Source organism: Sphingomonas sp. NFR15 (assembly GCF_900103265.1).
In the GTDB taxonomy this organism is placed as follows: Bacteria; Pseudomonadota; Alphaproteobacteria; order Sphingomonadales; family Sphingomonadaceae; genus Sphingomonas; species Sphingomonas pollutisoli.
Genome location: NZ_FMWX01000003.1, coordinates 203,907 through 223,863 on the forward strand (window position 1 = coordinate 203,907; position 19,957 = coordinate 223,863).

Here is a 19,957-nt window from a genome sequence, read left to right on the forward strand (position 1 = left end):
TCTGTACGTTCAATATTGTGGGTGGTTCGCTGGCTTTCGGCACTGTCGTCGTGGACAGCGGACGGACCCGTCACGACCGTGCTCTGGTCCAGAAGGCGCTGCTGGCCTAGGGTGGAGCGTCTCACCGCGAGGCGGCGCTTCATTCTTTGAAATGTCGTCTGGCTGAGCGCCAGTCATGGTTTCGAGGAGCGACATGATGAGCGATCGAGAACCGCCCGAGCCTGCCGGTTCTTCCGGCGCCGAGGGCAAACCCGATGGGGTTGGCGACACCGACACGCACGGGTTTGCGAAGGCGCCGATGCGCGTGCTGATCGTCGGCGGGGGCTTCGGTGGCATCGAGGCCGCCAAGACACTGGCGCGCTCGCCCGTCGAGATCGTCCTGATCGACCGCCAGAACCATCATTGCTTTCAGCCGCTGCTGTATCAGGTCGCGACGGCGACGCTCAGCCCCGCAGACATTGCGTGGCCGATTCGCTCCATCCTCTCGGGCCAGCGCAACCTCACCGTCTTGATGGCGGAGGTGAACGGCGTCGATATTCGCCGCCGCCTCGTCCGCACGAGCGGCGGCGACTTCAGCTACGACCAACTGGTGATCGCGACCGGCGCGACGCATGCCTATTTCGGCCATGAGAATTGGGCGCCGCATGCGCCAGGGCTGAAGCGCATCGAAGATGCGACGGAGATCCGGCGCCGCATTCTCCTTGCGTTCGAGCGGGCCGAGCTCGCTCCCGATCCGGCCACACGCCAGGCGCTTTGCACCTTTGTCGTCATCGGCGGCGGTCCGACGGGGGTCGAAATGGCCGGCGCGATCGCCGACATGGCGCGCGAGGCATTGCCTCGTGACTTCCGTAACATCGACCCCGCACGCTCGCGCGTCCTCCTCGTCGAGGCAGGTCCGCGCGTGCTCGCCGCCTTCCCCGAGGATCTGAGCGCCTATGCACAACGTGCGCTCGAGCGCCGCGGCGTCGAAGTCGAGACGGGCACGCCCGTCACGGACATCGGCCCCGACTATGTCGTCGTGGGTGACCGCCGCATCGCGGTCGGCGCCGCGATTTGGGCCGCGGGCGTGGCCGCTTCGGCCGCCGCCGACTGGCTCGGGGCGGAGAAGGACCGCGCCGGCCGCGTGAAGGCCGAGCCGGACCTCACCGTTCCCGGCCGTGCTGAAATCTTCGTCATCGGCGACACGGCCGCGGTGTCCTCCCCGTCGGGCAAGCCTGTCCCTGGCATCGCACCGGCCGCCAAGCAGATGGGCCAGTATGTCGGAAAGGCGATTGCCGCGCGTGCCGCAGGGGCGCCCGCCCTGGGAGCATTCGAATACCGGCACCAGGGCGACCTCGCGACCATCGGTCGAAAGGCCGCGGTCGTGAAGCTCTCCCGACTCACTCTGAAGGGGTTTCTAGGCTGGGCCTTCTGGGGCGTCGCGCACGTTTACTTTTTGATCGGGCTGCGTAACCGGATCGCCGTTGGATTCAGTTGGCTTTGGGATTATCTCACCTTCGGGAGACGTGCTCGCTTGATCACGGAGTCCGCCGAGGACGCTGCTCTGGAGCGCGGCACCCCGGCACCATCAGCCGGGCCGGAGAGCATTCCGGCGGCGCAGGCGCCCGGGTTGGGCACTTTCGGAACAGACCGCACCTGGCGTTGACGCGCGGCACCCGCCTCGCTGCGGCGGGCAAGCGTCCTGGGCTTGGCTGTGCCGCCGCGATCCAGCACCTGGATCGGTATCTCGACGAGGAGCTGCGCGGCGAAATGTCCTGCAACTGCAAGACATCGGCGCTAAGGCGCCGACCGATGGAGCCCCGCGCCCCCGATCAAAATGTCTGTTCCCGGCCCGGCCCGGTCCGTCCGGCGCGGATGCTGGGCTATGCCAGCGGCAATTTTGGCAAGAATGCCCTCGCTTCGACGATGGACTTCTTCCTGCTGTTCATCCTCACCGAACGTTGGGGCGTTTCGCCCGCGATCGCGGGCCTCGTCGTGATGATCGGGCTGGTCTGGGACGGCATCTGCGACCCCCTGCTGGGAATGCTGCTCGACCGTCCGGCGGATCGCAACGCGGTGTATCGGCGCATATTGTTCGTCGGCGCGCCGGTCGTCGGAATGGTCTTCGCGATCTTCTTCATCGATCCCAAATGGCGCGGGAACTCCATTGTGATCTGGGCGGTCGCGGCCGTGACGCTGTTCCGAACCGCGTATTCCGCGTGCGACGTCGCGCATAATGCCCTCATGATGCGCCTGACCACGACGCCGGAGAGCGCCACGACCGTGTCCGGTCTGCGTTACATGTTCAGTTGCCTCGGCGCGTTGGCCGTCGCGCACTTCGCGGGCGCATTTGTCGCCACGCCGCGCGAGAGCGGCTATGATCTGGTCGCGGTAACCGGGCTTGCTGCCATGTCTTATGTCGGCACGCTGTGGATCTCGGCGTCCTCCGCCCCGCAACGGATGCCGGCGCGCGCGGCCGTTGCGCCGCGTACGTCACCGGGTTGGATCATCGCGAATCGGCCGTTGCTGCTTCTGCTGGCGCTCGGTTTCGCGCAGGCGCTCACGCTTCCCGTCTTCGCCCGGTGCTTCGCATATATCGGAAAAGGCGTGCTCCAGGATGCGTCCTGGACCGGAACCGCATTGACGATGCTGGCCGCGGCCCAGTTGGTCGCGCTTCCGATTTGGATGACGATCGCCCGGCGCCTGGAACGGCGCGCCGCCTTGGGCTTGGCGTTGGTCGCGGTTGCCGCGGGGCTCGCCGTGTTCGCGATCGAGCCGACCCTCGCGATGGCGGGGATCGCGCTGTTCGGCGTCGGCAACGCGGGTTTGCAGATGATGATCTGGGTGCTGCTCGCCGACGCCGTCGATCACGGCGAGCGGCGAACCGGGATCAGGTGCGAAGGGTTGCCTGTCGCGTTATTGTTGCTGGCCCTGAAGATCGGCGGCGGGCTGAGTGGGGCATTGCTTGGCCACGGCCTCACCATGATCGGTTGGAGCGCGGGAGCGCCGATCGGGCCGCGTGCGCAGCGCGATCTTCTGGCGATGGCGTGGATACCCCCTTTGATCGGTGCGCTTGCGTGTTTGACGGTCTTGGCATGCCTGGACGCCTCGCGTCGATCTGGGGCAGGCGAACAGCGGTGAACGTCCGGCGCGAGGAGAAACCGTCCTGCGATACGCTTCGCCGAGGGCGATCGGGCTCTCAGGCTGGGCGCCCGGTCAATCCGTCGCAGTCTGTCCGCAGCAAACGCCCTCCGGGGACCGTCTCTCCGACGATCCCCGTGCATTTTCAATGCTTTGAGAGAAACTGGTGCCCAGAAGAGAAAATCTCATGGGCACCTAAGCGGTTGATTTCGAAGCGTGAATTTCATCTCTTTCTCGCCAAGAGACACTTTATCACACAGGAATCGGTGCGCAACTCTTAGGATTCCAAGCGAGACAGCGAAAAACCTTCGGTTTTGTCTGCAGGGACCATGTTCCTACCCGCGAGGCATGATTTGCCGCCGCCGTTCAACGCAAAGGTGGAAAGCGGCAGCTTCAGCCGACAGCGGTTATTCCGAACGGCCAAGCCGCGTCGATGTACGCGCAAAACTGGTGGAGAGCGGACATTGCGCATTGCCGCTGTTCCGCGCACGCTCGGGCAATGAAAAGCTCGATTGCAATCCTTGCCCTCGTTCTGGCGGTCCCAGCGTGCGGAACGGGCGAGCGCCCCTTCCGAATGGTGCAATTCTGCTTGGGCGACATAGGCCAGATCGCGACCATGAAAGCCGTGCTCAAGGGAGTCGCGGCAGCCAACACGCTCCCGTTTTACGACAACAGCAGCGAAACCGAAGCTGACCTTAATTCTGCTGCCAAAATTCAGCACAATCTGCCGGTTGCGCATCCTACCGTGAACGTCGGAACGGTTGGACCTGATGCAATTGGGTTCAGCGCTGGAAACTTCGCCGAGGCACCTTCACAGATCGTCGTCGGGTTTTCGAAAGGTAGCGACATCGCTAGGGCACGCAAGCTCTCGGACGACGCGGTGCAGGCGCTTGCGAGACGGTGGCCCATCCGCGAAGTGTCCAATGTGGAAACGAGTGGTGCATTCCCGTTGAAGGACTGTAAGCGCTGACAGCCCGACGTCCGCCATTGGGCGACTGCCGTTGAACTGCTTAGCCACCGTGATGCCTTGAAGTTCGCCGCGATCAGCCGGTATCGCGCTCCTATGGATCACATCGGAACCCGCATCGACGAAACTGGCACGCTGATCCGCGACGGTGCCGGCTTCTATCTTCGCCGTGACCTTGGCGGGCGCTATGCGCTGGAGCTGCGCCGTGTGCCGGTCGATTTCATCCAAAAGCGCGTGCGGGTGATCGGCACGCTGCTAGCGGACGGCCTTGTCTCGGCGGATGGCATAGGTCCGGGGTGGTGACCGACAAAACGAGGCTCGCGGCTCTGTCCGCAAGGTAGTCGGGAAGCAGCGACAGCATTAAAACGTTCGCGACCGTAACGGATGGCACGAACGGCACTGCAATTGGTTGTGTCCGAGACGGGACCAATTATGAATGACATTCGAATGACCGCAGTAGGGCGCTTGGCCCGGAGCGATCTCGATCGGCTCGGATCGACCTTCACCCGCGCGATTCCGGTCGAGGACGACGGCATGTTCGACGGTCTGCTGGCCAAGCTGGACGAAATCCACATCGACCCGCTCGGCAAAGGCGCGGTGATGCGAGCGTGCCCGCATGAGCGGAACGACGATCTGCCGTGACGGTCCACGCCGCGCCGCGCGACGATCAGGATTGGCGACGCACGGTCCGGTCGCCGCGCAAAACACACCGCACGAAGGAGGTTATGGTCGATGTTAGTCCCCATGTTATAGCGGCGCATCGCTGGATGGAGCACCTGGCATGCTGGCGATCGAGAGATATGTGTGTGCTCCCGCCATTGGAGACAGCATGTCGTCAACCCCACTCGAAGTCTTCAGCCGCCGGCTTTCGCAACGTGCGGCGTTGAGCGAAGACGATGTCGCCGCTGTCGCATCGCTGCCCCATACCGTGCGGTATGTGCATCCCACGACCTATATCGTGCGGGAGGGCGAAGCGCCCAAGCCCTATTGCGGCCTCATCATCTCCGGCATGGCGTTCCGCCATAAATTGACGGTTACGGGTGCGCGCCAGATCGTCTCGCTTCATCTCAGGGGCGATATGCTCGATCTTCAGCACCTCTTTCTCAACGTCGCAGATCACAGCGTACAAGCGCTGACGGAACTCCAGATCGCCGACATCGACCGCGAAGCGCTTCAACACATCGCCTTGACTCGGCCGGCGGTCGGGCGGGCGCTATGGGTCGAAGGTCTGGTCGATGCCTCGATCTATCGGGAGTGGGTTCTCAATGTCGGACGCCGCGACGCACGCGCGCGCATTGCGCATATCCTGTGTGAAATCGCGGTCCGCATGCAGGCCGCCGGAATCATCGACGCCGAGCGGTTTCAATTGCCGATGACCCAGGAGCAGTTGGGCGATGCGACCGGCCTGACCAGCGTTCATGTCAACCGCACGATCAAGGCACTGGTCGCGGACGGACTGATCGAGCACGGTGGCCGATGGATTTCCATCCGCGACTGGAACGGGATCAGGAGAGAAGGCGACTTCAACCCGCTATACCTTCATCTCGATCAGGTCGCGCCGTATTTCGACGGGCCGCTAAGTGCAGTTTTTTCAGGTCGCGACTGAAGCCGGGGCGGCGCTCCACCAGTCCAGCAGTCTCTATTGCTCATCCTGCGGAGCGCCCTGATCCGCCGGGTCGTAGCGGCCGGAATGCGCTTCGATGCTATTCCTCATATTCACGAGTAAACTGAGCGACTTTCTCAAAACACGATCCGGCTCCTTTTCCTCGGCGGCGCTCTCCTCCTTTACCTGCAACGCGCTCTCGATCGCTTCGAGCGCCTGAGGCTTGGTCAGCGCACCATTGTCGAGCAAGCTATGGATGAGGCTCTCGATGAGCAGCAAGGCGGCCTGGCCCTGTGCGTCGGGTTGCGGATTGTGATCCTCGCTGAAGGAGGAATCCGCGTGCGAAGTTTCGTTCGTCATCTTGCTGACCGGGTAGCCGTTCTGTGCTTGGGTTCATGACAAGCCGCAGTACGAGACCGCAACCGGGGCCATCATTTCGACGACCCGAGCGGCGGACTTATTCCGGCTCTGCCGCTGTCTCGGACGCCTCGACGCGCTTTCTATATTCCTCGGCCAGCGTGAGGTGCGCCAATGCCGCCGCATTGTTCTCGGAGGTGGCGGCCATTTCAAGCTCCTGCCGCGCACGTTGCCTGAAGTAGCTTCGATTATCCGCCTTCGCTTGAGAAGCCATCGCATTCATCTCCTGTGGCGTGCCCTCACGCTCGACAGAACCAGCCTGGAGTAGACCGATAGCCTTCGGCAATAAACTCGATCAGGCGCAGGATCGTTTCAGCTCTTAAATCTGCTCGCCGCCCGCATCCTGTGCATCTCAGCCGCGCGGATCACCGATTTTGCCGACGATGCGCAATGCGTCGGGCTTGGTTGCGCGAGCGTAGGCACCTCAGTTGGGAAGGTGTGGCGATGAAGATCGCGTCGACGCGCCCTTCTTCCGAAGAACTTGGCAAGCTACCCAGGTCGCGCTCCAAATTAGCGCAAAGGTGCAACTGTTCGGACAAGCGTCGACCGGCTGCTTGAGCGCTTCTAGCATTCCATACTCGACGCGTGAAAGCGGCGTTGATAGCTCTGGGGCGATGGTGCGTTGCGGCGACTTGCCCCTCTTTTTCTCGATGGGCAACTAGAAAGGGCACTAAAGGCCAGTCACGTGAACTGCATCGATGAAACGGACCGTCAGCAACACGTGTCCTTTGGCGTCGGCAATGTCGATGTGACAGCCAAGGCATAGAGCGCCATTCAGAAGTTCCCCGCACATTACGTCGCGTGCAGCCGTGATGGCTGTCTCGCGCCCGGCGCTGAGGTCGGGAAGGTCAAGCCCTTCCAGGTCGGCAGTTACGGACCCGCACTGGTTGAGATGGAAGAAGTAGCGCGCCATGCTGACAACTCGTTCAGGGTCACTATTGGTTCAGTACCACGATGGCACTTTGCATGACCAAGTCAGCCTTATGCCATCTGATGAAGGTACGCCGGATTGAAATCCGCGATGGCTTGGAGCTTTCGCCAGTCGGCGATGCAATAATGACGCCCCGTGCGGGCAAAGGCGCCTTCTTCGGTCAATTCACGAAGCATCCGGTTGACGTGGACGGACGTGAGGCCCGTCGCGTCCCCGATCTGCTCCTGGCTGAACGGCAATTCCACTGCTTCGACGGACGCTATCCCGAGCGCCTCCCGACGCTGCACGAATTCGCATAGCATGTGCGCTATCCTCGTCTTGGCGTCCCGCGCGCCGACGTTCAGCACCCACTCGCGGAAGATGGCGGCATCAATGAGCGCATCCCTTGCGAACGCCGCCGCCACACGGGGAAACCTTGATGCAACCTGCGCCAGCTCGGTTATCGGAATCCATGCGACTACCGCGCGCGTCATCGTCTGGAGATTGTGATCGGCCCGGGAAAGCAGCGTGTGCTGCAGGTCCAGCATGTCCCCGGACATGTGGAACGAGACGATTTGACGACGACCGTTCCGGCTCATTTTGTGCCGAGCAACGTAACCGTCAACGAGCAGGCAGCAGCGCGTGACCTGGGTGCCTTCTTTGACCAGATAGCGGTTCGCTTCGGTCTCTTCCCTCCTGAACGACAGTGCGGTCAAAGCTGCAAGCTCTTCGCCGTCCAAATCCATCAAACGGGTGAGTTTGCGAAACCAAGCTTCGATGATATCGTCCGCGGCCATCCCATATTCCAGTAAGTATCTGAAAACGGTCCCGTAACGTATGAACCCGCACCTCGTTCCGTCGCCAGGGGCGCCGTACAAGCGTTCGAGACGTTTCCCGAGGCGACGGCGAAGTCCGAAGCGCGCGGTGCCGCTTTGATAAATTGAGCCGGAGCCAGAGATCTCCGTGCCCATGTCTGCGAAGCTACACCACGAGTAGGACACGATCTCGCAACTCTGCCCCGTGTTGGCGCGTGGAAGTCAAGTACGGAAAGCGGTCGGCCAGCTTCTTGGATCACTGCGGGCAGCCTCGGTCGCTTCAGTCGTTCGCCAGATTCCTCCAAATAATCGCAAGTTACTGTTCGCGAAGCCCGTTCCAGGCATGGACATGTTGTCCAGGCATGGGCCAAGCTGGCGTTCTACCTGTCCGAGCGAGATCGGTTTTGAGATCATGTTTTTTGCGTTGCTCCTTGCCTCGACTGCGGTTCCAGAGGCGACGACTCGTCGCTTCGGCGATTGGTTTGTCGCCTGCGACAATGGGCGGGCGTGCGTCGCCGGCTCGTTGCGCTCCGATGACGACGATGCCACTGCCGTCTTCACGCTTCATCAGGCCGCCGCAGCGACTGCCACGCCCGAGGTCGCGATCCAGCTTCCGCAGGGAACAGCAATGCCCGTGCAATTCGTGGCGGATGGCAGGCCACTGATCCTTCATCCTCGCAGGGCCGAGGATCGGCTGATCTTTTCCTCCGATGATGCGAAACGGCTGGTCGCCATCATGCACAAGGGCGACAGGCTTACGCTTGCCGATCGCACTGGCAAACCGCTGGCCACCGCTTCGCTGGTGGGAGCAGCAGCGGTGCTGCTCGCGATCGACGACGCGCAACATCGGGTCGGCACCGTCGCAGCGCTTATCCGGCGAGGCCCGTGGCCGACTACGAAAATCCCATTGGCGCCTCCTCTGCCGCGCATTGCCGCGATCAGAGCGTCGAGACGCGAAGGGCCAGCCTTGTCGCATGCGCGCATTGCTTCCCTGCGTGCGGAGGCCGGTTGCGATCGCGTGGACGCCGACGCGCAGACCTATCCCCTCGATAGACAACAGCGGCTTTTGCTGATCGCCTGCGACGGCGGGGCCTATAACTTCGACAGCCTGGCTGTTACGGTCGATCGTGCGGGGCGAGCCACCGATGCTCCGCTCGACCAGCAGGATGCGGACGACAACGATGACGGTAAGCTCGTCAACGTCGCATATAATGGCGGCATCCTGTCGACATTCGTGAAGGGACGCGGATTCGGGGATTGCGGACACTCCCGCAGCTACGTGTGGGACGGGAGACGCTTCGTGACCATCGAGGTCACACGCCAGGACGAGTGCGGCGGCAATCCCGACTGGCCGGTTCTCTACCGCGCTGTTCCAATCTGGCGGCATGATTGAGCGGACGCCCCCTGCGAGTGCGATGCGGCTTTCCTGCCGGCGCGACCGAAAGCGACGGGGGGCGACTTCGATCCCCGGGGATATGTTGAGCCTGTACTTGTACAGCTTCCTCAATCGTAGCGACCAGCGCATGGATCATCGCGGCGCCGACATGGGAGACGATCGCGGACGGCATGACGATCGAGGCGATATGCGTGATCGCCGCGATGACCGGTCCAGCTATGGCCGTGGCGATCGGCGCGAGTGGAATAACGGCCGTCGCGACTGTGGGCGTGATGATCGCCGCGGTTGGCGGCATAGCCGACAGCATTGCCGCACCCCAGTGGTGTCATCAGCGCCGCGTGCGTATCTGCCGCTAACGTATTGGTCAGGGGGCGTTTAGGTGTTGATCCCGCGGTTTGATGGCGTGATCCTTCGTTGGATTGAAGGAAGCCGTATGGGAGAGGTTTGCCAAGCGGCGGACCACCTCAGTAGGTCGTCTTCCGCAGCGTATACAGGTAGGCAGCGATGTCGCCCGCGTTGCGCTCGCTCAGCCGCTGGTCGGGCATCGCGTTGCCCGGCGCGACCTGCTGCGGATGCCTCAGCCAAAGCACCATCTGATCGGGCTGGTTGGCGAGCCGCCCCGCGATCGTCGCGCGACTGGCGATGCCGGCGAGCGATGGCCCGGCCTGCCCCTGCGCATCGGGGACGCCGGTGATGACATGGCACGCGCCGCAACCGTAGTGGGACAAAGCGAGCTTGCCGCGATCGACACTACCTCCGGTCATCTGCTCAGCCTGAGTGCGGGCGTGCGCGACGTCCTGCGCGTGCAGTACCGCTATCGAGGCGATCGCAGCGATCGTGGCCGCCACCAGCAATGCGGCGATCAGGCGCAGGCTAGTCGGCATAAGCGAGTGTTTCTGGCGAACGGTCCTGCAACAATGCGCGCATCAGCAACAAGGCGGCGGCGGCGTGAACAAGGCCACCTGGCACCCACATGAGTAGCCCGGCGACCTGCTGGTCCTCCGCGGGGGTTAGGCCGAACGGTGCCATGCCGAGTTCCGAGTAGCCTGTGTACCAAGGGCTTGCGGACAGCGCCATCAGCGCACCGAGTGCTCCGGAGATCATCGACGTCGCGAACAGACACAGAATCGCAGTGCCGCGCCGCGAGTTATCACGTCCGCGCAGCATCGCGGTCCAGAACAGCAAGGCGCTCACCAAGAAGGACAGATGCTGCGCCGCGTGCCAGCCCGCGTCCGCGAGCGCGATGTCGAACAGCACCGGCATGTGCCAAAGCCACAGCGCCGCTGCTTGCAGCGCGGTCGCCGGCACCGGCGCGGTCAGCCCCCGCCACATCGCGGTTACGGGAGCGCTTGCTCCCGCCCTGCCCAACACGCGGCGCAGCGGTAGCGGAAACGCCCAGAGCATCACGGCAAGCGGGCGCGACACCACTAGCAGCGGCGCGGCGACCAGCATCAGCAGTTCATGCTCGGCCATGTGCATCGAGAACGATCGTTCGCCCGCCTCGTGCAGCGGCGACACCAGCGCACCCGTCAGCACCAGCCAGCCGGCAAGAAAGCACCACCCGCGCCGCCTCAGGCCCGCCGCACCCAGCGTCGAGCGCGCCAATACACGCGACCAGCCGATCGCCGCGATCAAGCCACCCAGCACAAGCGGCACCGTAATCCACGGATCCCAAGTCCACCCGATCGACGCGCCCGCTTCGAGGTTATGCGCCGACGCCGCGCCCGGAATCCCCAGCGCGAGCAACACGAGGAAACGAGCCGCTCTCACCGCGCACACCCCGGCACGATCATCGTCGCGACCGTCTGAAACATGATCGCGAGCGCGAACATGCCCGCGCCGAACGTTGCGATCCGCGCCAACCACGAACTGGTCGGCGGATTGCGCGCCGCCACCGCCGCCGAGCGTGCGATCCATGCGGCCGCGCCGCACACCGCAAGGCTGGCCACACCCCACAGTAGCCCCGCCCAGCCGCCAATCGCCGCGCACGCACCGCGCAGGGACACGCCCGCGCCGTATTCGAAACAGATCCACGCCAGCGGGGGAAGCACCAGGCCGATCCAGGCGCGCCGCCCGTCGCGCTGCCGCCGGGATGCGTTCACATCCATCGCGGCACCCAATAGACCAATATGTAGATCGGCAGCCACGCCATCACCACGAAGCTCCAGTAATTGGCATTGTCCTCGACGTCGGCGAACTGATCGTCGCCGACTTCGTGGGTGAACAGCCATACCGACAACACCGCCGTATCGCCGAGATCGGTGACGACATGCGTGGTGTGCAGCACCATCAGCAGCCACAACGCCGAGCCATAGGCGTCATGGTCCCAGCGCACCCCGAGATGCTGAAGCTCGAACCACCGCACCGCCGCCAGTGCGATTCCGAGGATCGTCATCAGCGCGGTGCCGTAGCGCAACGCCCACACGTCCTTCGCGCGAGATCGTCCGAGCAACCAAAGGTTCGGGATCTCGCTCGCCAACAGGCCTATCGTGAAGATGCCACTCCACATCAAAGCGGGCAGGGCATCGCCGTCGGGCGGCCAGTGTGGCGTCTGGCTCGCCAGATAGAGGTACACGCCGGCCGCCAGCAGAAAGCCGGTGCCCTCGATCAGCATGAAGCCGATATTGCCCCACCAGACGAGGTGGCGCGGTCCCGACGCGCTCTCGGGCAGGCCAGAGAGATCACCGACGCGGCGCCGCGCGCGCGCGCTCATTGGCCGCGCGCCCGCAGCGGCCCGCTGGTGGCGCGGCCGCGCACCGGCCAGAACCACAGGATCAGCCCGACCGCGATCGGCACCATACCCCATAGGATCGCCCAGGCGGTGAAGATGCTGCCGACGAACATCGCCGACACCGCCAGCGCACAAAGCAGCGGCCAGATCGACGGTGCCGGGCTATGCTGGCGGTAGAGTGGAATCGCATCCAAGACCGAAGTCACTAGCACCTCGCGCGCATCGTCCTTGAGTCCCGTCATCACCGGCAGATCGTCGTGCTCCCATAGCGGGGCGACGCCGGTGACGACGGGAGTGTGCTCGAAATTGTACGGCGGCGGCGGCGACGGCGCGGCCCATTCAAGCGTCGGCCCGCCCCACGGGTCGGCACCCGCCGGTGCGCCGCGCCAATAGCTGAGCAGTGCATTCGCGACCAAGACCAGCCCGCCTAGCACCGAAACGGTCGAGCCGATCGTCGCGAGCAGGTTCAGCCCGTCCCAGCCCATCTCCGGCCCATACGTGTAGACCCGGCGCGGCATGCCCTCGAGGCCGAGGATATGCATCGGGAAGAAACCGAGATTGAACCCGCCGACGATCAGTACGAATGCGATGATACCCCACCGCTCCGACATCATCCGGCCGGTCGCCTTCGGATACCAATAGCAGAACGCGCCGAACAACGGGAACATCGCCCCGCCGACCAGTACATAGTGGAAGTGCGCGACGACGAAATACGTATCGGTCAATTGTAGGTCGAGCGGTGCCGAGGCGACCATCACGCCCGACAAACCGCCGATTACGAAGGTCGCGATGAAACCGACCACCCACAGCATCGGCGTCGCGAAGCGCGGCCGCCCGCTTCCGATCGTCGCGATCCAGCAGAAGATCTGAATGCCCGCCGGAAGTGCGATCACCATGCTCGCGGCGGTGTAGAAATCGTTGCCGAGCCGGGGCAGTCCGACCGCGAACATGTGATGCACCCACAGTCCGAAGGCGAGCACGGAAATCGAGAGCAGCGACAAAACCATCGCGATATGCCCAAACAGCGGACGCCGCGAAAACGCCTCGACGATTGCGGAGACGAACCCGACCGCCGGCACGAAGATGATATAGACCTCCGGATGGCCGAAGAACCAGAACAGATGCTGGAACAGCAGCACGTCGCCGCCGCCCGCCGGCGTGAAGAACTGAGTCGAGACGAGCCGGTCGGCGATCAGCATGCTCGTCACCAGCATCACCGCCGGCAGCGCGAAGATCGTCATCAGCGAGGCGATGAGCATCGCCCACAGGAAGAACGGCATACGCGCCAGCGTCATGCCGGGTGGCCGCATCTTGAGGATCGTCGCGGCGATGTTCACCGAGGCGGACAGCGCGGCGACCTCGGTGAAGGTGATCATCTGCGCCCAGATGTCGGCACGGTGCCCTGGCGCATAGCCTGGCCCCGATAGCGGCGGATATTCGAACCAGCCGAGGTCGGGTGTGATGCCGAGCGCATGTGGCACCCACAGCATCAGGACGCCGCCGAGATACAGCCAGTAGCTGAACGCGGTCAGCCGGGGGAAAGCGAGGTTGCGCGCACCGAGCATCAGCGGCACCAGCCAGATGCCCATCGCCTCCATCACCGGCACCGAGACGAGGAACAGCATGGTCGAACCGTGCAGCGAGAAGCTCTCATCGTAGAGTTGCGGCCCCATCCGCGTCCCGTTCGCGGCGCTGAGTTGCAGCCGCATGTCGAGCGCGAGCATGCCGGCGAGGAACAGCATCGCCACCACGGTCACGATGTAACGCGCGGCGATGCGCTTGTGGTCGACCGTGGTCAGAAACCCCCACCAACCCGGTCGGTCTGCCCAGGTCTCGTCCAGCCGGCTCATTTGCGCGATTCCAGATAGGCAGCCACCGCATCGATCTGCGCGCCCGTCAATGCGACCGCCGGCATCAGCGTGCCGGGTTTGAGCGCCTGCGGTTGCGCGATCCAGCCTTGCAGCGCGCCACGGCTCATCGGCAGCGTCCCCGCCGCCACCGAACGCCGGCCACCGACATGCGTGAGGTCCGGCCCGGCGCGTCCGCGCGCCGCGGTGCCGCGGATCGTGTGGCAAGACGCGCACGGCCCGTTCGTCACTACCACCGCAGCGCCCGAAGGCGCCGGCGCGGGCCTGGCCTGTGCGGCAAGCCACGCGGCGAACTCGGCGGGCGTGTCGACCTTCACATCGAAAGCCATGTGAGCGTGCTGCGCGCCGCAGAACTCCGCGCACTGGCCGCGGAACCAGCCGACCCGGTGCGGCGTGACGTCGATCGCGTTGGCGCGGCCGGGGATGACGTCCATCTTGCCCGCGACGTTCGGCACCCAGAAGCTATGGATCACGTCTACCGAACCCAGTTCAATTCGCGCTGTGCGCCCAGCTGGCAAGTGGAGTTCGTTGGCGGTTTCGATCCAGCCTGTGCCCGCCGGATCGCGATACTGGATGCGCCACCACCATTGCTGTCCAGTGACACGCACCACCAACGCCTCGCGCCTGCGTTCACCTGCAAGTTCTCGCTCGACCACGAAGCTGCCGAGGATGAGGATGGTCAGCCCTGCCACGATCATCCCCGCCCACAGCCCGAGTCCCCTGCTCAGCCGGCGGTCGTCGGGCGAAGTCTCCGGCGCAGCGGCGAGGCGGTGCCGTCCGCGCCAGATGCTCACGCCGAGCAGCGCCATCACCAGCGCGTAAACGATGCCGCACACCCAGAACATCAGCATCAGCAGCCAATGCTGCCACTCCGCCTGGAGCCCGGCCGGCGCGAGCGGACTCTGCCGCCCGGCACACGCGGCAAGCGGTATGAAGAAAGCGGGCGACAGAAGCCTCATCGCAGCGCGCCCGTCCATGTGGGGCCTTGCGGCTCGCCCCGAAGATCCCGGTCCTGCCGCTTCCGACGCGCCGGGTCGATCCGCGGCAGACTGCGGATGTACCCGGCGAGCTGCCAGATCTGCTCGGGCGGAATACGTGCGCCGGAGGTGTGCCCGTGCGCGATCGAGGCATAGAGATGCGGGAGGTCGCGCCGCGCACCGGCACTGGCCAGATCGCCTCGACTGCCTGAGGCGTGGCAGCGTCCGCACCCGTACCAACTGAAATAGCGGCCACCCTGCGACACTTGATAAGCGTTGTTCTCATAGGCGGCCGCGCGGGGATCCTGCGGGCCGCGGGGTGACGTCTGAGGCTGATCGGCAGCGATAACGCGCGCCTCTTTCTCGCAAGCAGTTAAGGCCAACAGCAACGCGGCAGGCGAAAAATACAAAAGCCGCCTCACGATTGAGCCAATTCCTGCAGTGCGGCGACCTTTCGAGATGTTGAAACCGCTTCCGTAAGCCAACCCTATCTACGCACCAATACCGGCTGTGGGAGCAGGCGACATTGATGTAGGATAACCTAGTCTAGAGCAAGCAAACGGCGATATCCGGTCGCGTGCTGCCGGAAGCTCGTGGGGACTTACCTGCCTTTCGCAAGGTCTGCGGCGGCCGGCCGCTTCCGGCGCAAGCAGAACTTCGCTGATTGCCACAATGGCGGCGATCGACCGCTGACGTCGAGTCAAGCGTTGTGGCAGCCCTTCTCGCCGAGCAACGTCTTTCCGCAGGCCATTCCTGATGATGAACATGACGCCGCTGACGATACGAAGATCATCGACCCGCGGCACACCGTGTGACAGGGGAAAATGGGAGCTCGATCCGGCGCATGTGCGCCTCGAAAGCCAGATCAAATTACTCATCGCAATCTGCCCCAGTTACACCCAGTACGATACGACCCCATTCCATGCAGCCGCTACCACAAATGCAATCATCAAGCGCAAAAGCGATCGGCCCGGACAAGGCTCCTGTCAGCAGCACGACGGCGGAGATAACGAGCCCGAATGTTGGGTAGGCCCATATGCCCAGGCCGTGTCGCCATCGAGCCACGGCCCCCGCCCGGGAGGTCCTAGCTCCCGGCCGATGCGACACGCGTAGATGATCGAACCCGTAATATGTGGAACGGCCCGCGTAGCAAGAGCTGTCGGCAGTCGACTGATCGCATGGGAACGGTGCGGTCATATGTCCGGCTTATCAGCGCGGCACGTGACCGCTGGCCTCGATGAAGTTCGCGGCGCAAGTGGCTTAATCATGGGTGTGCGCTCAAAGCGCGTTACGGGTTTCAGCCTATCTTGCGTCGGAGTTTCGTCCCAAGGAATCATCGTGCGGGGGGCAGCTTGGATTCGTCACCGCAGTACCCCTTGGTCCCATCGCCCGAAATATGTGGGGTTCTCGTTTCGCATCCGAACTCGGAGAACTGCATGCTTTCGATCGGCCACGACGCCGCAATGTTGCGGCAATCGAAAGGGGACAAAGAGGTCGCGCGGCCCGCGCCAAAGCCAATCAAACGGCTAACGATGCTCTTTTCTTGTCGCAGACCTGCAGGTGCTGGCTCCTGCTGTTGCGTCTGCACAGGTGCGTGACGTCCCCTTGGCACAGTGACGCCACGCCCGATTCCAATACTGCTATATAATAAGGAACCCAGAATGCGCTTGCCCATCTCTTCGCTCGCCGCGCTGGCTACGGCCACACTCGCGTCGGTCGCCGCTTCCGCCCAAATCTCATCCGCACCCGTGCTGATCGATGGCACCGTTCTGGAGGTGGTCGCCGAGGGCAGGACCACGCGTGCGCCGGATCTGGTAACGATCAACACCGGCGTCGTGACCCAGGCGCCAACCGCGACCGCCGCGCTGACCGACAATGCCGGCCGTGTTCAGCGCGTCGTCGCCGCGCTCAAGGCGGCAGGTGTGGCCGACCGCGACATCCGTTCGGCCAACATCTCGCTCCAGCCGCAATATCGATATGCTGACAGCACACCCCCGGTGATCACCGGCTATCAGGCGTCGAACACGATCTCGGTCCGGTTTCGCGATATCGGTCGCGCGGGCACGCTCCTGGATGCGCTCGTACGCGAGGGTGCAAATCAGATCGACGGCCCGAATTTCCTGATCGAAAAGCCCGAGACGGCGCTCGACGAGGCACGCGCCTATGCGGTGGCGAAGGCCAATGTCCGCGCCGCGCTCTACGCTCGCATCGCTGGGCTGCGGGTCGACCGCATGCTGTCGATCTCGGAAAATCCGGCGGCGAACGCCCCGATCACGATCACTGCGATGCGCGAGAACATTGCCGGCGCGGCCTCGGCGTCCGACACGAAGGTGATCCCCGGCGAGCAGGACGTGACCATACGTCTGTCGGTCCGCTTTCTGCTCAAAAAATAACCGCACTGAGGAGAGGTCGGCGCAGCTATGAGCGGTTCGCCCACAGGATGGCCCTCAGGATCGCCTCAGACCGCTTCTGGCCATAGCCGTGACCATAAGCGCTTGAGGTGATGGCAACCACCAGGCGACGGGCCGGGATGACGTATATCTTGTTCCCGCCATTTCCTGAGGCGAAGGATACTGCGACCGGCTTGCCGCCGATCTGCAGGGCCTTCGAATACCAGAAATATCCATAGCCATCGGCATAGGGGTCGTTGACGATGCCGACCTTTGGTGCGAGCGAGTCCCGAATCCAGCGGGCGCTGACGATCCGGCGCCCTCGATACAGGCCCTCCCCACGTACCATCTCGCCGATCGCGGCGAAGCTGCGCGCGGTGAGAGACAGATTGCCCTGGCCTTTGGTGTAGCCTGCCGAATCCGCGTCCCAGCGCCAGCGACGGATGTCGAGTGGTGCGAACAGCGCGGTCCGGGCAAAATCCGCCATCGTTCGGCCAGTCGCCTTCGCGACCACGACACCGGCGGTGTAGGCCGTGAGCGAATTGTACCGATAGCGTGATCCCGGTGGATCGGCACGGGGAACGGTGAGCAGGAACGCCAGCGGATCGGGCGCCGCATCGAGCTTGTCCTCATTGCCCGGCGATGCAGCATCCTCGTCGAACGCGGCCAGCCCGGACCGCATCGTCAGAACATCCTTGATGGCAACATCACCGATCGCGCTGCCCCTGGATTCGGGCCAATAGGCGGAAATCGTATCGTCCACCCCGTGTATCTTGCCCCGGTCGATCGCTATTCCGGCCAGGAGTGACGTCACGCTCTTTCCAGCAGACCGGACGTCATGAAGCGTGTCTGCCGTCTCGCCATTGTAATAGCGTTCCCCGACCATGCGACCGTCGCGAAGCACCACCACCCCGAGCAGATCGGGGTGCGGGTCGTGGTCGAAGGTCGCCAGGACAGTGTCGAGTGCGGGATCGGTGCGGGACGGCGCCGACGCCGCGCATAAGGCGATGGCGCCGAGCGCGATGGCGATGGCTTTACGGTGAATCACGAGCGAGGTTCCTGTTTGGATGCAGGGCCTTACTGGCGTGTCTCCGCGTCCGCGTCTTGTATCCGCGCAACATCGCGCGATCTGCGCCACTGCGCGGGGGTGGTGCCGAGACGGGAGCGAAAGGCGTGGGTCAAATGGGCCTGATCGACGAAACCTGCCGATTGCGCGACCGCGGCGAGCGAGGCGACACCCTCCCCGAGCAGCGCCGCTGCGCGTTCCAGCCGATGTCCGCGCAGATACTCGCCAGGCGAACACCCGAGAAAGCGTCGAAATACGCGGGCAAGATGAACCGGATGCACCCCGGCGTCCGATGCCACCGCGGCGACGGACAGATCGGGATCATCGCTCGTGAAGATCATCTCGACGGCCCGGTTGAGCCAGCTCGGCGGCACTTGGGCCGACCGGGCCTCGTCGGATGAGAGGGGCGATATGGCGGCGTGAAGCTGCAGGGCATTCGCTTCCAGCCTGAACGGCGTCGCTGCGTCGATGTCGCGTGCGATGCCGTGAGCCAATCGGTGGGCATAAGGATCGCGCAGGCAGAGTGCGGCGGCTTCGGGGCCTGTGCCGCCAGAGATGGCGACGAAGCGGCCCTTGCCGCCATGAAACCGATCCTGATGCGTCGTCCCCGGCGGATTGTAGATCAGGACGGGCGTATCGGACACCAGCGGAGCGCCGACCGCCGACGACATATAGCCGCCGGCGAGCACGAGGACGAAATGCGCCTCTTCGTGGCTATGCCGCTGAACTTCCTCCTCGGGGGCGTTCGCGTTCAGCAGGTGGAAGCTGAAGCCCCCGGCCTCTCGGCCTTCGGGGCCGCTGCCCCAAAAATCCATCCTTGTCCGCCTGAGAACCATTCGCGGCCCTTGCCACGCGCTCGACCACTTCGCCACTTATACGGGCCGATGAAATGCGCCGGATATGGTTTCTTGGCGTCTCGATCGCCCGGAGAACGGGACGCTCTCAATTATCCGCAACGCCACAATGTTCCGGCAATCGACAAGAGGGAAAGGCAGTCGTGCGGCCTAACCGAGGCCAAATCGAAAGGTATCTTGATGAAGCTCTTCTCTCTCGTTGCAGGTCTGCTGGTGCTGGCTCCCGCCATCGCTTGTGCGCAGGCGCGTGACGTACACGACGCGCCGACATTCGGCGGGGTCAAGGTCGGCGCCGACATCGACTACCGCTGGACGGAGGCCGAATATTCTCTCCCGCGCATTGCATCGGACATCGACCGGAAGAAGGGTGGTATCGGATACCGGGCCCATGTTGGATATGATGCCCAGATCGGCACTATGATGGTGATCGGCGCGGAGGGCGGCATTGGCCGGGGCGGAAAGACGCTCTCGGTCGCCAGCGTCACGGGCGACTATTCGATCAAGCCAAGCTGGACCTGGGACATCTCAGGCCGTGTTGGCGTGCTCGCCGCGCCCACCGTCCTGCTGTACGGCCGTGTCGGATATAGCTGGCTGCGGGTCCGGGAAAAGACCGACTTCCGTGCGATCGCGTCGAAAGACCTCAACACCAGCGCAACCGAGAAGGGGTTTCTCTACGGCGGAGGAATCGAGACGGCCGTCTCGCCGGGGCTGTTTGTCCGTGCCGAATACAACCGGATAAACTACCATGATGGCCTGAAGACATCGCGGGCCTCGTTGGGGGTTTCGGCCGGATTCTGAGACTCTCCCTTCATAATGCGCTAACTGGCCGGGGGCGCACGCGCG

At 63.9% G+C, this 19,957-nt stretch carries 24 protein-coding genes; 10 read left to right on the forward strand and 14 right to left on the reverse strand.

Annotated features, from left to right (window positions below; genetic code table 11):
- The first annotated feature begins 196 nt into the window (after positions 1 to 196).
- Positions 197 to 1,645: an NAD(P)/FAD-dependent oxidoreductase gene (locus BLS81_RS09030; RefSeq protein WP_256326155.1), complete on the forward strand. Its 1,449-nt coding sequence runs from the start codon at positions 197 to 199 to the stop codon at positions 1,643 to 1,645.
- Complete coding sequence (locus BLS81_RS09035; RefSeq protein WP_093223237.1) at positions 1,642 to 3,120, forward strand: MFS transporter; 1,479 nt, start codon at positions 1,642 to 1,644, stop codon at positions 3,118 to 3,120. The genes BLS81_RS09030 and BLS81_RS09035 overlap by 4 nt, the downstream gene beginning before the upstream one ends.
- 277 nt (positions 3,121 to 3,397) lie before the next feature.
- Here the strand turns inward: BLS81_RS09035 and BLS81_RS20730 are convergent, their stop codons facing one another.
- Positions 3,398 to 3,859: a hypothetical protein gene (locus BLS81_RS20730; protein WP_176787096.1), complete on the reverse strand. Its 462-nt coding sequence runs from the start codon at positions 3,857 to 3,859 to the stop codon at positions 3,398 to 3,400.
- A 324-nt stretch (positions 3,860 to 4,183) separates the two neighbouring features.
- Here BLS81_RS20730 and BLS81_RS09045 point away from each other — a divergent pair, with 324 nt between their 5' ends.
- The 3 genes from BLS81_RS09045 (at position 4,184) to BLS81_RS09050 (ending at position 5,693) form a co-directional block, all read left to right on the forward strand.
- Positions 4,184 to 4,390, forward strand: coding sequence for a DUF5818 domain-containing protein (locus BLS81_RS09045; protein ID WP_093223240.1), 207 nt, complete (start codon positions 4,184 to 4,186; stop codon positions 4,388 to 4,390).
- 144 nt (positions 4,391 to 4,534) lie between these two features.
- Positions 4,535 to 4,729 (forward strand): hypothetical protein, encoded by a 195-nt coding sequence (locus BLS81_RS20385; RefSeq protein ID WP_143023332.1) that lies wholly within the window; start codon positions 4,535 to 4,537, stop codon positions 4,727 to 4,729.
- 139 nt (positions 4,730 to 4,868) lie between these two features.
- A complete protein-coding gene (locus BLS81_RS09050) occupies positions 4,869 to 5,693 on the forward strand; it encodes a Crp/Fnr family transcriptional regulator (RefSeq protein WP_256326156.1) in 825 nt (274 codons plus the stop codon).
- Between the two features lie 33 nt (positions 5,694 to 5,726).
- Here the strand turns inward: BLS81_RS09050 and BLS81_RS09055 are convergent, their stop codons facing one another.
- The 4 genes from BLS81_RS09055 to BLS81_RS09070 all read right to left on the reverse strand — a co-directional run bounded on the left by BLS81_RS09055 (position 5,727) and on the right by BLS81_RS09070 (position 7,814).
- Positions 5,727 to 6,050, reverse strand: coding sequence for a hypothetical protein (locus BLS81_RS09055; protein WP_093223243.1), 324 nt, complete (start codon positions 6,048 to 6,050; stop codon positions 5,727 to 5,729).
- A 97-nt stretch (positions 6,051 to 6,147) separates the two neighbouring features.
- The gene (locus BLS81_RS09060; protein WP_176787097.1) at positions 6,148 to 6,321 is read right to left on the reverse strand and encodes a hypothetical protein; all 174 of its coding nucleotides are present in this window, start codon (positions 6,319 to 6,321) and stop codon (positions 6,148 to 6,150) included.
- Between the two features lie 456 nt (positions 6,322 to 6,777).
- A complete protein-coding gene (locus BLS81_RS09065) occupies positions 6,778 to 7,020 on the reverse strand; it encodes a DUF6894 family protein (RefSeq protein WP_093223246.1) in 243 nt (80 codons plus the stop codon).
- 68 nt (positions 7,021 to 7,088) lie between these two features.
- Entirely contained in the window at positions 7,089 to 7,814 is a 726-nt protein-coding gene (locus tag BLS81_RS09070; RefSeq protein WP_093223728.1) for a Crp/Fnr family transcriptional regulator, read from the reverse strand.
- Between the two features lie 361 nt (positions 7,815 to 8,175).
- Here BLS81_RS09070 and BLS81_RS09075 point away from each other — a divergent pair, with 361 nt between their 5' ends.
- Together BLS81_RS09075 and BLS81_RS09080 are read left to right on the forward strand one after the other, a co-directional pair.
- On the forward strand, positions 8,176 to 9,225 hold the full coding sequence (locus BLS81_RS09075; RefSeq protein ID WP_093223247.1) for a DUF1176 domain-containing protein: 1,050 nt from the start codon (positions 8,176 to 8,178) through the stop codon (positions 9,223 to 9,225).
- A gap of 173 nt (positions 9,226 to 9,398) precedes the next feature.
- Positions 9,399 to 9,584 (forward strand): hypothetical protein, encoded by a 186-nt coding sequence (locus BLS81_RS09080; protein ID WP_093223248.1) that lies wholly within the window; start codon positions 9,399 to 9,401, stop codon positions 9,582 to 9,584.
- Positions 9,585 to 9,692: 108 nt separating this feature from the next.
- On the opposite strand, the gene BLS81_RS09085 is transcribed toward BLS81_RS09080, so the two are convergent.
- From BLS81_RS09085 to BLS81_RS20390, 7 genes are read right to left on the reverse strand one after another with little or no spacing between them, the layout of a single operon-like run.
- The gene (locus tag BLS81_RS09085) at positions 9,693 to 10,112 is read right to left on the reverse strand and encodes a c-type cytochrome (protein ID WP_093223250.1); all 420 of its coding nucleotides are present in this window, start codon (positions 10,110 to 10,112) and stop codon (positions 9,693 to 9,695) included.
- Complete coding sequence (locus tag BLS81_RS09090; RefSeq protein ID WP_176787098.1) at positions 10,102 to 10,998, reverse strand: cytochrome c oxidase assembly protein; 897 nt, start codon at positions 10,996 to 10,998, stop codon at positions 10,102 to 10,104. Before BLS81_RS09090 ends, BLS81_RS09085 begins: the two co-directional genes overlap by 11 nt.
- Positions 10,995 to 11,336 carry a hypothetical protein gene (locus BLS81_RS20735; RefSeq protein ID WP_176787099.1) on the reverse strand — a complete coding sequence of 114 codons (342 nt, stop codon included), beginning with the start codon at positions 11,334 to 11,336 and terminating at the stop codon, positions 10,995 to 10,997. Before BLS81_RS20735 ends, BLS81_RS09090 begins: the two co-directional genes overlap by 4 nt.
- The gene (locus BLS81_RS09095) at positions 11,327 to 11,941 is read right to left on the reverse strand and encodes a cytochrome c oxidase subunit 3 (protein ID WP_093223729.1); all 615 of its coding nucleotides are present in this window, start codon (positions 11,939 to 11,941) and stop codon (positions 11,327 to 11,329) included. Before BLS81_RS09095 ends, BLS81_RS20735 begins: the two co-directional genes overlap by 10 nt.
- Positions 11,938 to 13,809 carry a cbb3-type cytochrome c oxidase subunit I gene (locus BLS81_RS09100; RefSeq protein ID WP_093223252.1) on the reverse strand — a complete coding sequence of 624 codons (1,872 nt, stop codon included), beginning with the start codon at positions 13,807 to 13,809 and terminating at the stop codon, positions 11,938 to 11,940. Before BLS81_RS09100 ends, BLS81_RS09095 begins: the two co-directional genes overlap by 4 nt.
- Positions 13,806 to 14,786 carry a cytochrome c oxidase subunit II gene (locus BLS81_RS09105; protein ID WP_176787100.1) on the reverse strand — a complete coding sequence of 327 codons (981 nt, stop codon included), beginning with the start codon at positions 14,784 to 14,786 and terminating at the stop codon, positions 13,806 to 13,808. Before BLS81_RS09105 ends, BLS81_RS09100 begins: the two co-directional genes overlap by 4 nt.
- The gene (locus BLS81_RS20390; protein WP_143023333.1) at positions 14,783 to 15,226 is read right to left on the reverse strand and encodes a c-type cytochrome; all 444 of its coding nucleotides are present in this window, start codon (positions 15,224 to 15,226) and stop codon (positions 14,783 to 14,785) included. The genes BLS81_RS09105 and BLS81_RS20390 overlap by 4 nt, the downstream gene beginning before the upstream one ends.
- Before the next feature lie 171 nt (positions 15,227 to 15,397).
- On the opposite strand from BLS81_RS20390, the gene BLS81_RS21275 reads away from it, so the two are divergent.
- Both BLS81_RS21275 and BLS81_RS09115 read left to right on the forward strand, forming a co-directional pair.
- Entirely contained in the window at positions 15,398 to 15,619 is a 222-nt protein-coding gene (locus BLS81_RS21275) for a hypothetical protein (RefSeq protein ID WP_371128260.1), read from the forward strand.
- 846 nt (positions 15,620 to 16,465) lie between these two features.
- Positions 16,466 to 17,197 (forward strand): SIMPL domain-containing protein, encoded by a 732-nt coding sequence (locus BLS81_RS09115; protein WP_093223256.1) that lies wholly within the window; start codon positions 16,466 to 16,468, stop codon positions 17,195 to 17,197.
- Between the two features lie 25 nt (positions 17,198 to 17,222).
- Here the strand turns inward: BLS81_RS09115 and BLS81_RS09120 are convergent, their stop codons facing one another.
- Positions 17,223 to 18,332, reverse strand: a complete 1,110-nt coding sequence (locus BLS81_RS09120) for a serine hydrolase domain-containing protein (protein WP_218123114.1) — start codon at positions 18,330 to 18,332, stop codon at positions 17,223 to 17,225.
- Positions 18,272 to 19,075, reverse strand: coding sequence for a helix-turn-helix domain-containing protein (locus BLS81_RS09125; protein WP_176787101.1), 804 nt, complete (start codon positions 19,073 to 19,075; stop codon positions 18,272 to 18,274). The genes BLS81_RS09120 and BLS81_RS09125 overlap by 61 nt, the downstream gene beginning before the upstream one ends.
- A 219-nt stretch (positions 19,076 to 19,294) precedes the next feature.
- On the opposite strand from BLS81_RS09125, the gene BLS81_RS20740 reads away from it, so the two are divergent.
- Complete coding sequence (locus BLS81_RS20740; RefSeq protein ID WP_176787102.1) at positions 19,295 to 19,912, forward strand: porin family protein; 618 nt, start codon at positions 19,295 to 19,297, stop codon at positions 19,910 to 19,912.
- Positions 19,913 to 19,957 lie beyond the last annotated feature (45 nt).

Bases quoted from the DNA above. Each gene is read 5' to 3' on its own strand.
- BLS81_RS09060 (WP_176787097.1), bottom strand. From the start codon at position 6,321: ATGGCTTCTCAAGCGAAGGCGGATAATCGAAGCTACTTCAGGCAACGT.
- BLS81_RS20730 (WP_176787096.1), bottom strand. From the start codon at position 3,859: ATGCGCAACCGGCAGATTGTGCTGAATTTTGGCAGCAGAATTAAGGTC.
- BLS81_RS09100 (WP_093223252.1), bottom strand. From the start codon at position 13,809: ATGAGCCGGCTGGACGAGACCTGGGCAGACCGACCGGGTTGGTGGGGG.
- BLS81_RS09055 (WP_093223243.1), bottom strand. From the start codon at position 6,050: ATGACGAACGAAACTTCGCACGCGGATTCCTCCTTCAGCGAGGATCAC.
- BLS81_RS09045 (WP_093223240.1), top strand. From the start codon at position 4,184: ATGGATCACATCGGAACCCGCATCGACGAAACTGGCACGCTGATCCGC.
- BLS81_RS09095 (WP_093223729.1), bottom strand. From the start codon at position 11,941: ATGAGCGCGCGCGCGCGGCGCCGCGTCGGTGATCTCTCTGGCCTGCCC.
- BLS81_RS20740 (WP_176787102.1), top strand. From the start codon at position 19,295: ATGAAGCTCTTCTCTCTCGTTGCAGGTCTGCTGGTGCTGGCTCCCGCC.
- BLS81_RS09075 (WP_093223247.1), top strand. From the start codon at position 8,176: ATGGACATGTTGTCCAGGCATGGGCCAAGCTGGCGTTCTACCTGTCCG.
- BLS81_RS09030 (WP_256326155.1), top strand. From the start codon at position 197: ATGAGCGATCGAGAACCGCCCGAGCCTGCCGGTTCTTCCGGCGCCGAG.
- BLS81_RS09125 (WP_176787101.1), bottom strand. From the start codon at position 19,075: ATGGATTTTTGGGGCAGCGGCCCCGAAGGCCGAGAGGCCGGGGGCTTC.
- BLS81_RS09050 (WP_256326156.1), top strand. From the start codon at position 4,869: ATGCTGGCGATCGAGAGATATGTGTGTGCTCCCGCCATTGGAGACAGC.
- BLS81_RS09115 (WP_093223256.1), top strand. From the start codon at position 16,466: ATGCGCTTGCCCATCTCTTCGCTCGCCGCGCTGGCTACGGCCACACTC.
- BLS81_RS09105 (WP_176787100.1), bottom strand. From the start codon at position 14,786: ATGAGGCTTCTGTCGCCCGCTTTCTTCATACCGCTTGCCGCGTGTGCC.
- BLS81_RS09085 (WP_093223250.1), bottom strand. From the start codon at position 10,112: ATGCCGACTAGCCTGCGCCTGATCGCCGCATTGCTGGTGGCGGCCACG.
- BLS81_RS09070 (WP_093223728.1), bottom strand. From the start codon at position 7,814: ATGGCCGCGGACGATATCATCGAAGCTTGGTTTCGCAAACTCACCCGT.
- BLS81_RS09080 (WP_093223248.1), top strand. From the start codon at position 9,399: ATGACGATCGAGGCGATATGCGTGATCGCCGCGATGACCGGTCCAGCT.
- BLS81_RS20385 (WP_143023332.1), top strand. From the start codon at position 4,535: ATGACCGCAGTAGGGCGCTTGGCCCGGAGCGATCTCGATCGGCTCGGA.
- BLS81_RS20735 (WP_176787099.1), bottom strand. From the start codon at position 11,336: ATGGATGTGAACGCATCCCGGCGGCAGCGCGACGGGCGGCGCGCCTGG.
- BLS81_RS09065 (WP_093223246.1), bottom strand. From the start codon at position 7,020: ATGGCGCGCTACTTCTTCCATCTCAACCAGTGCGGGTCCGTAACTGCC.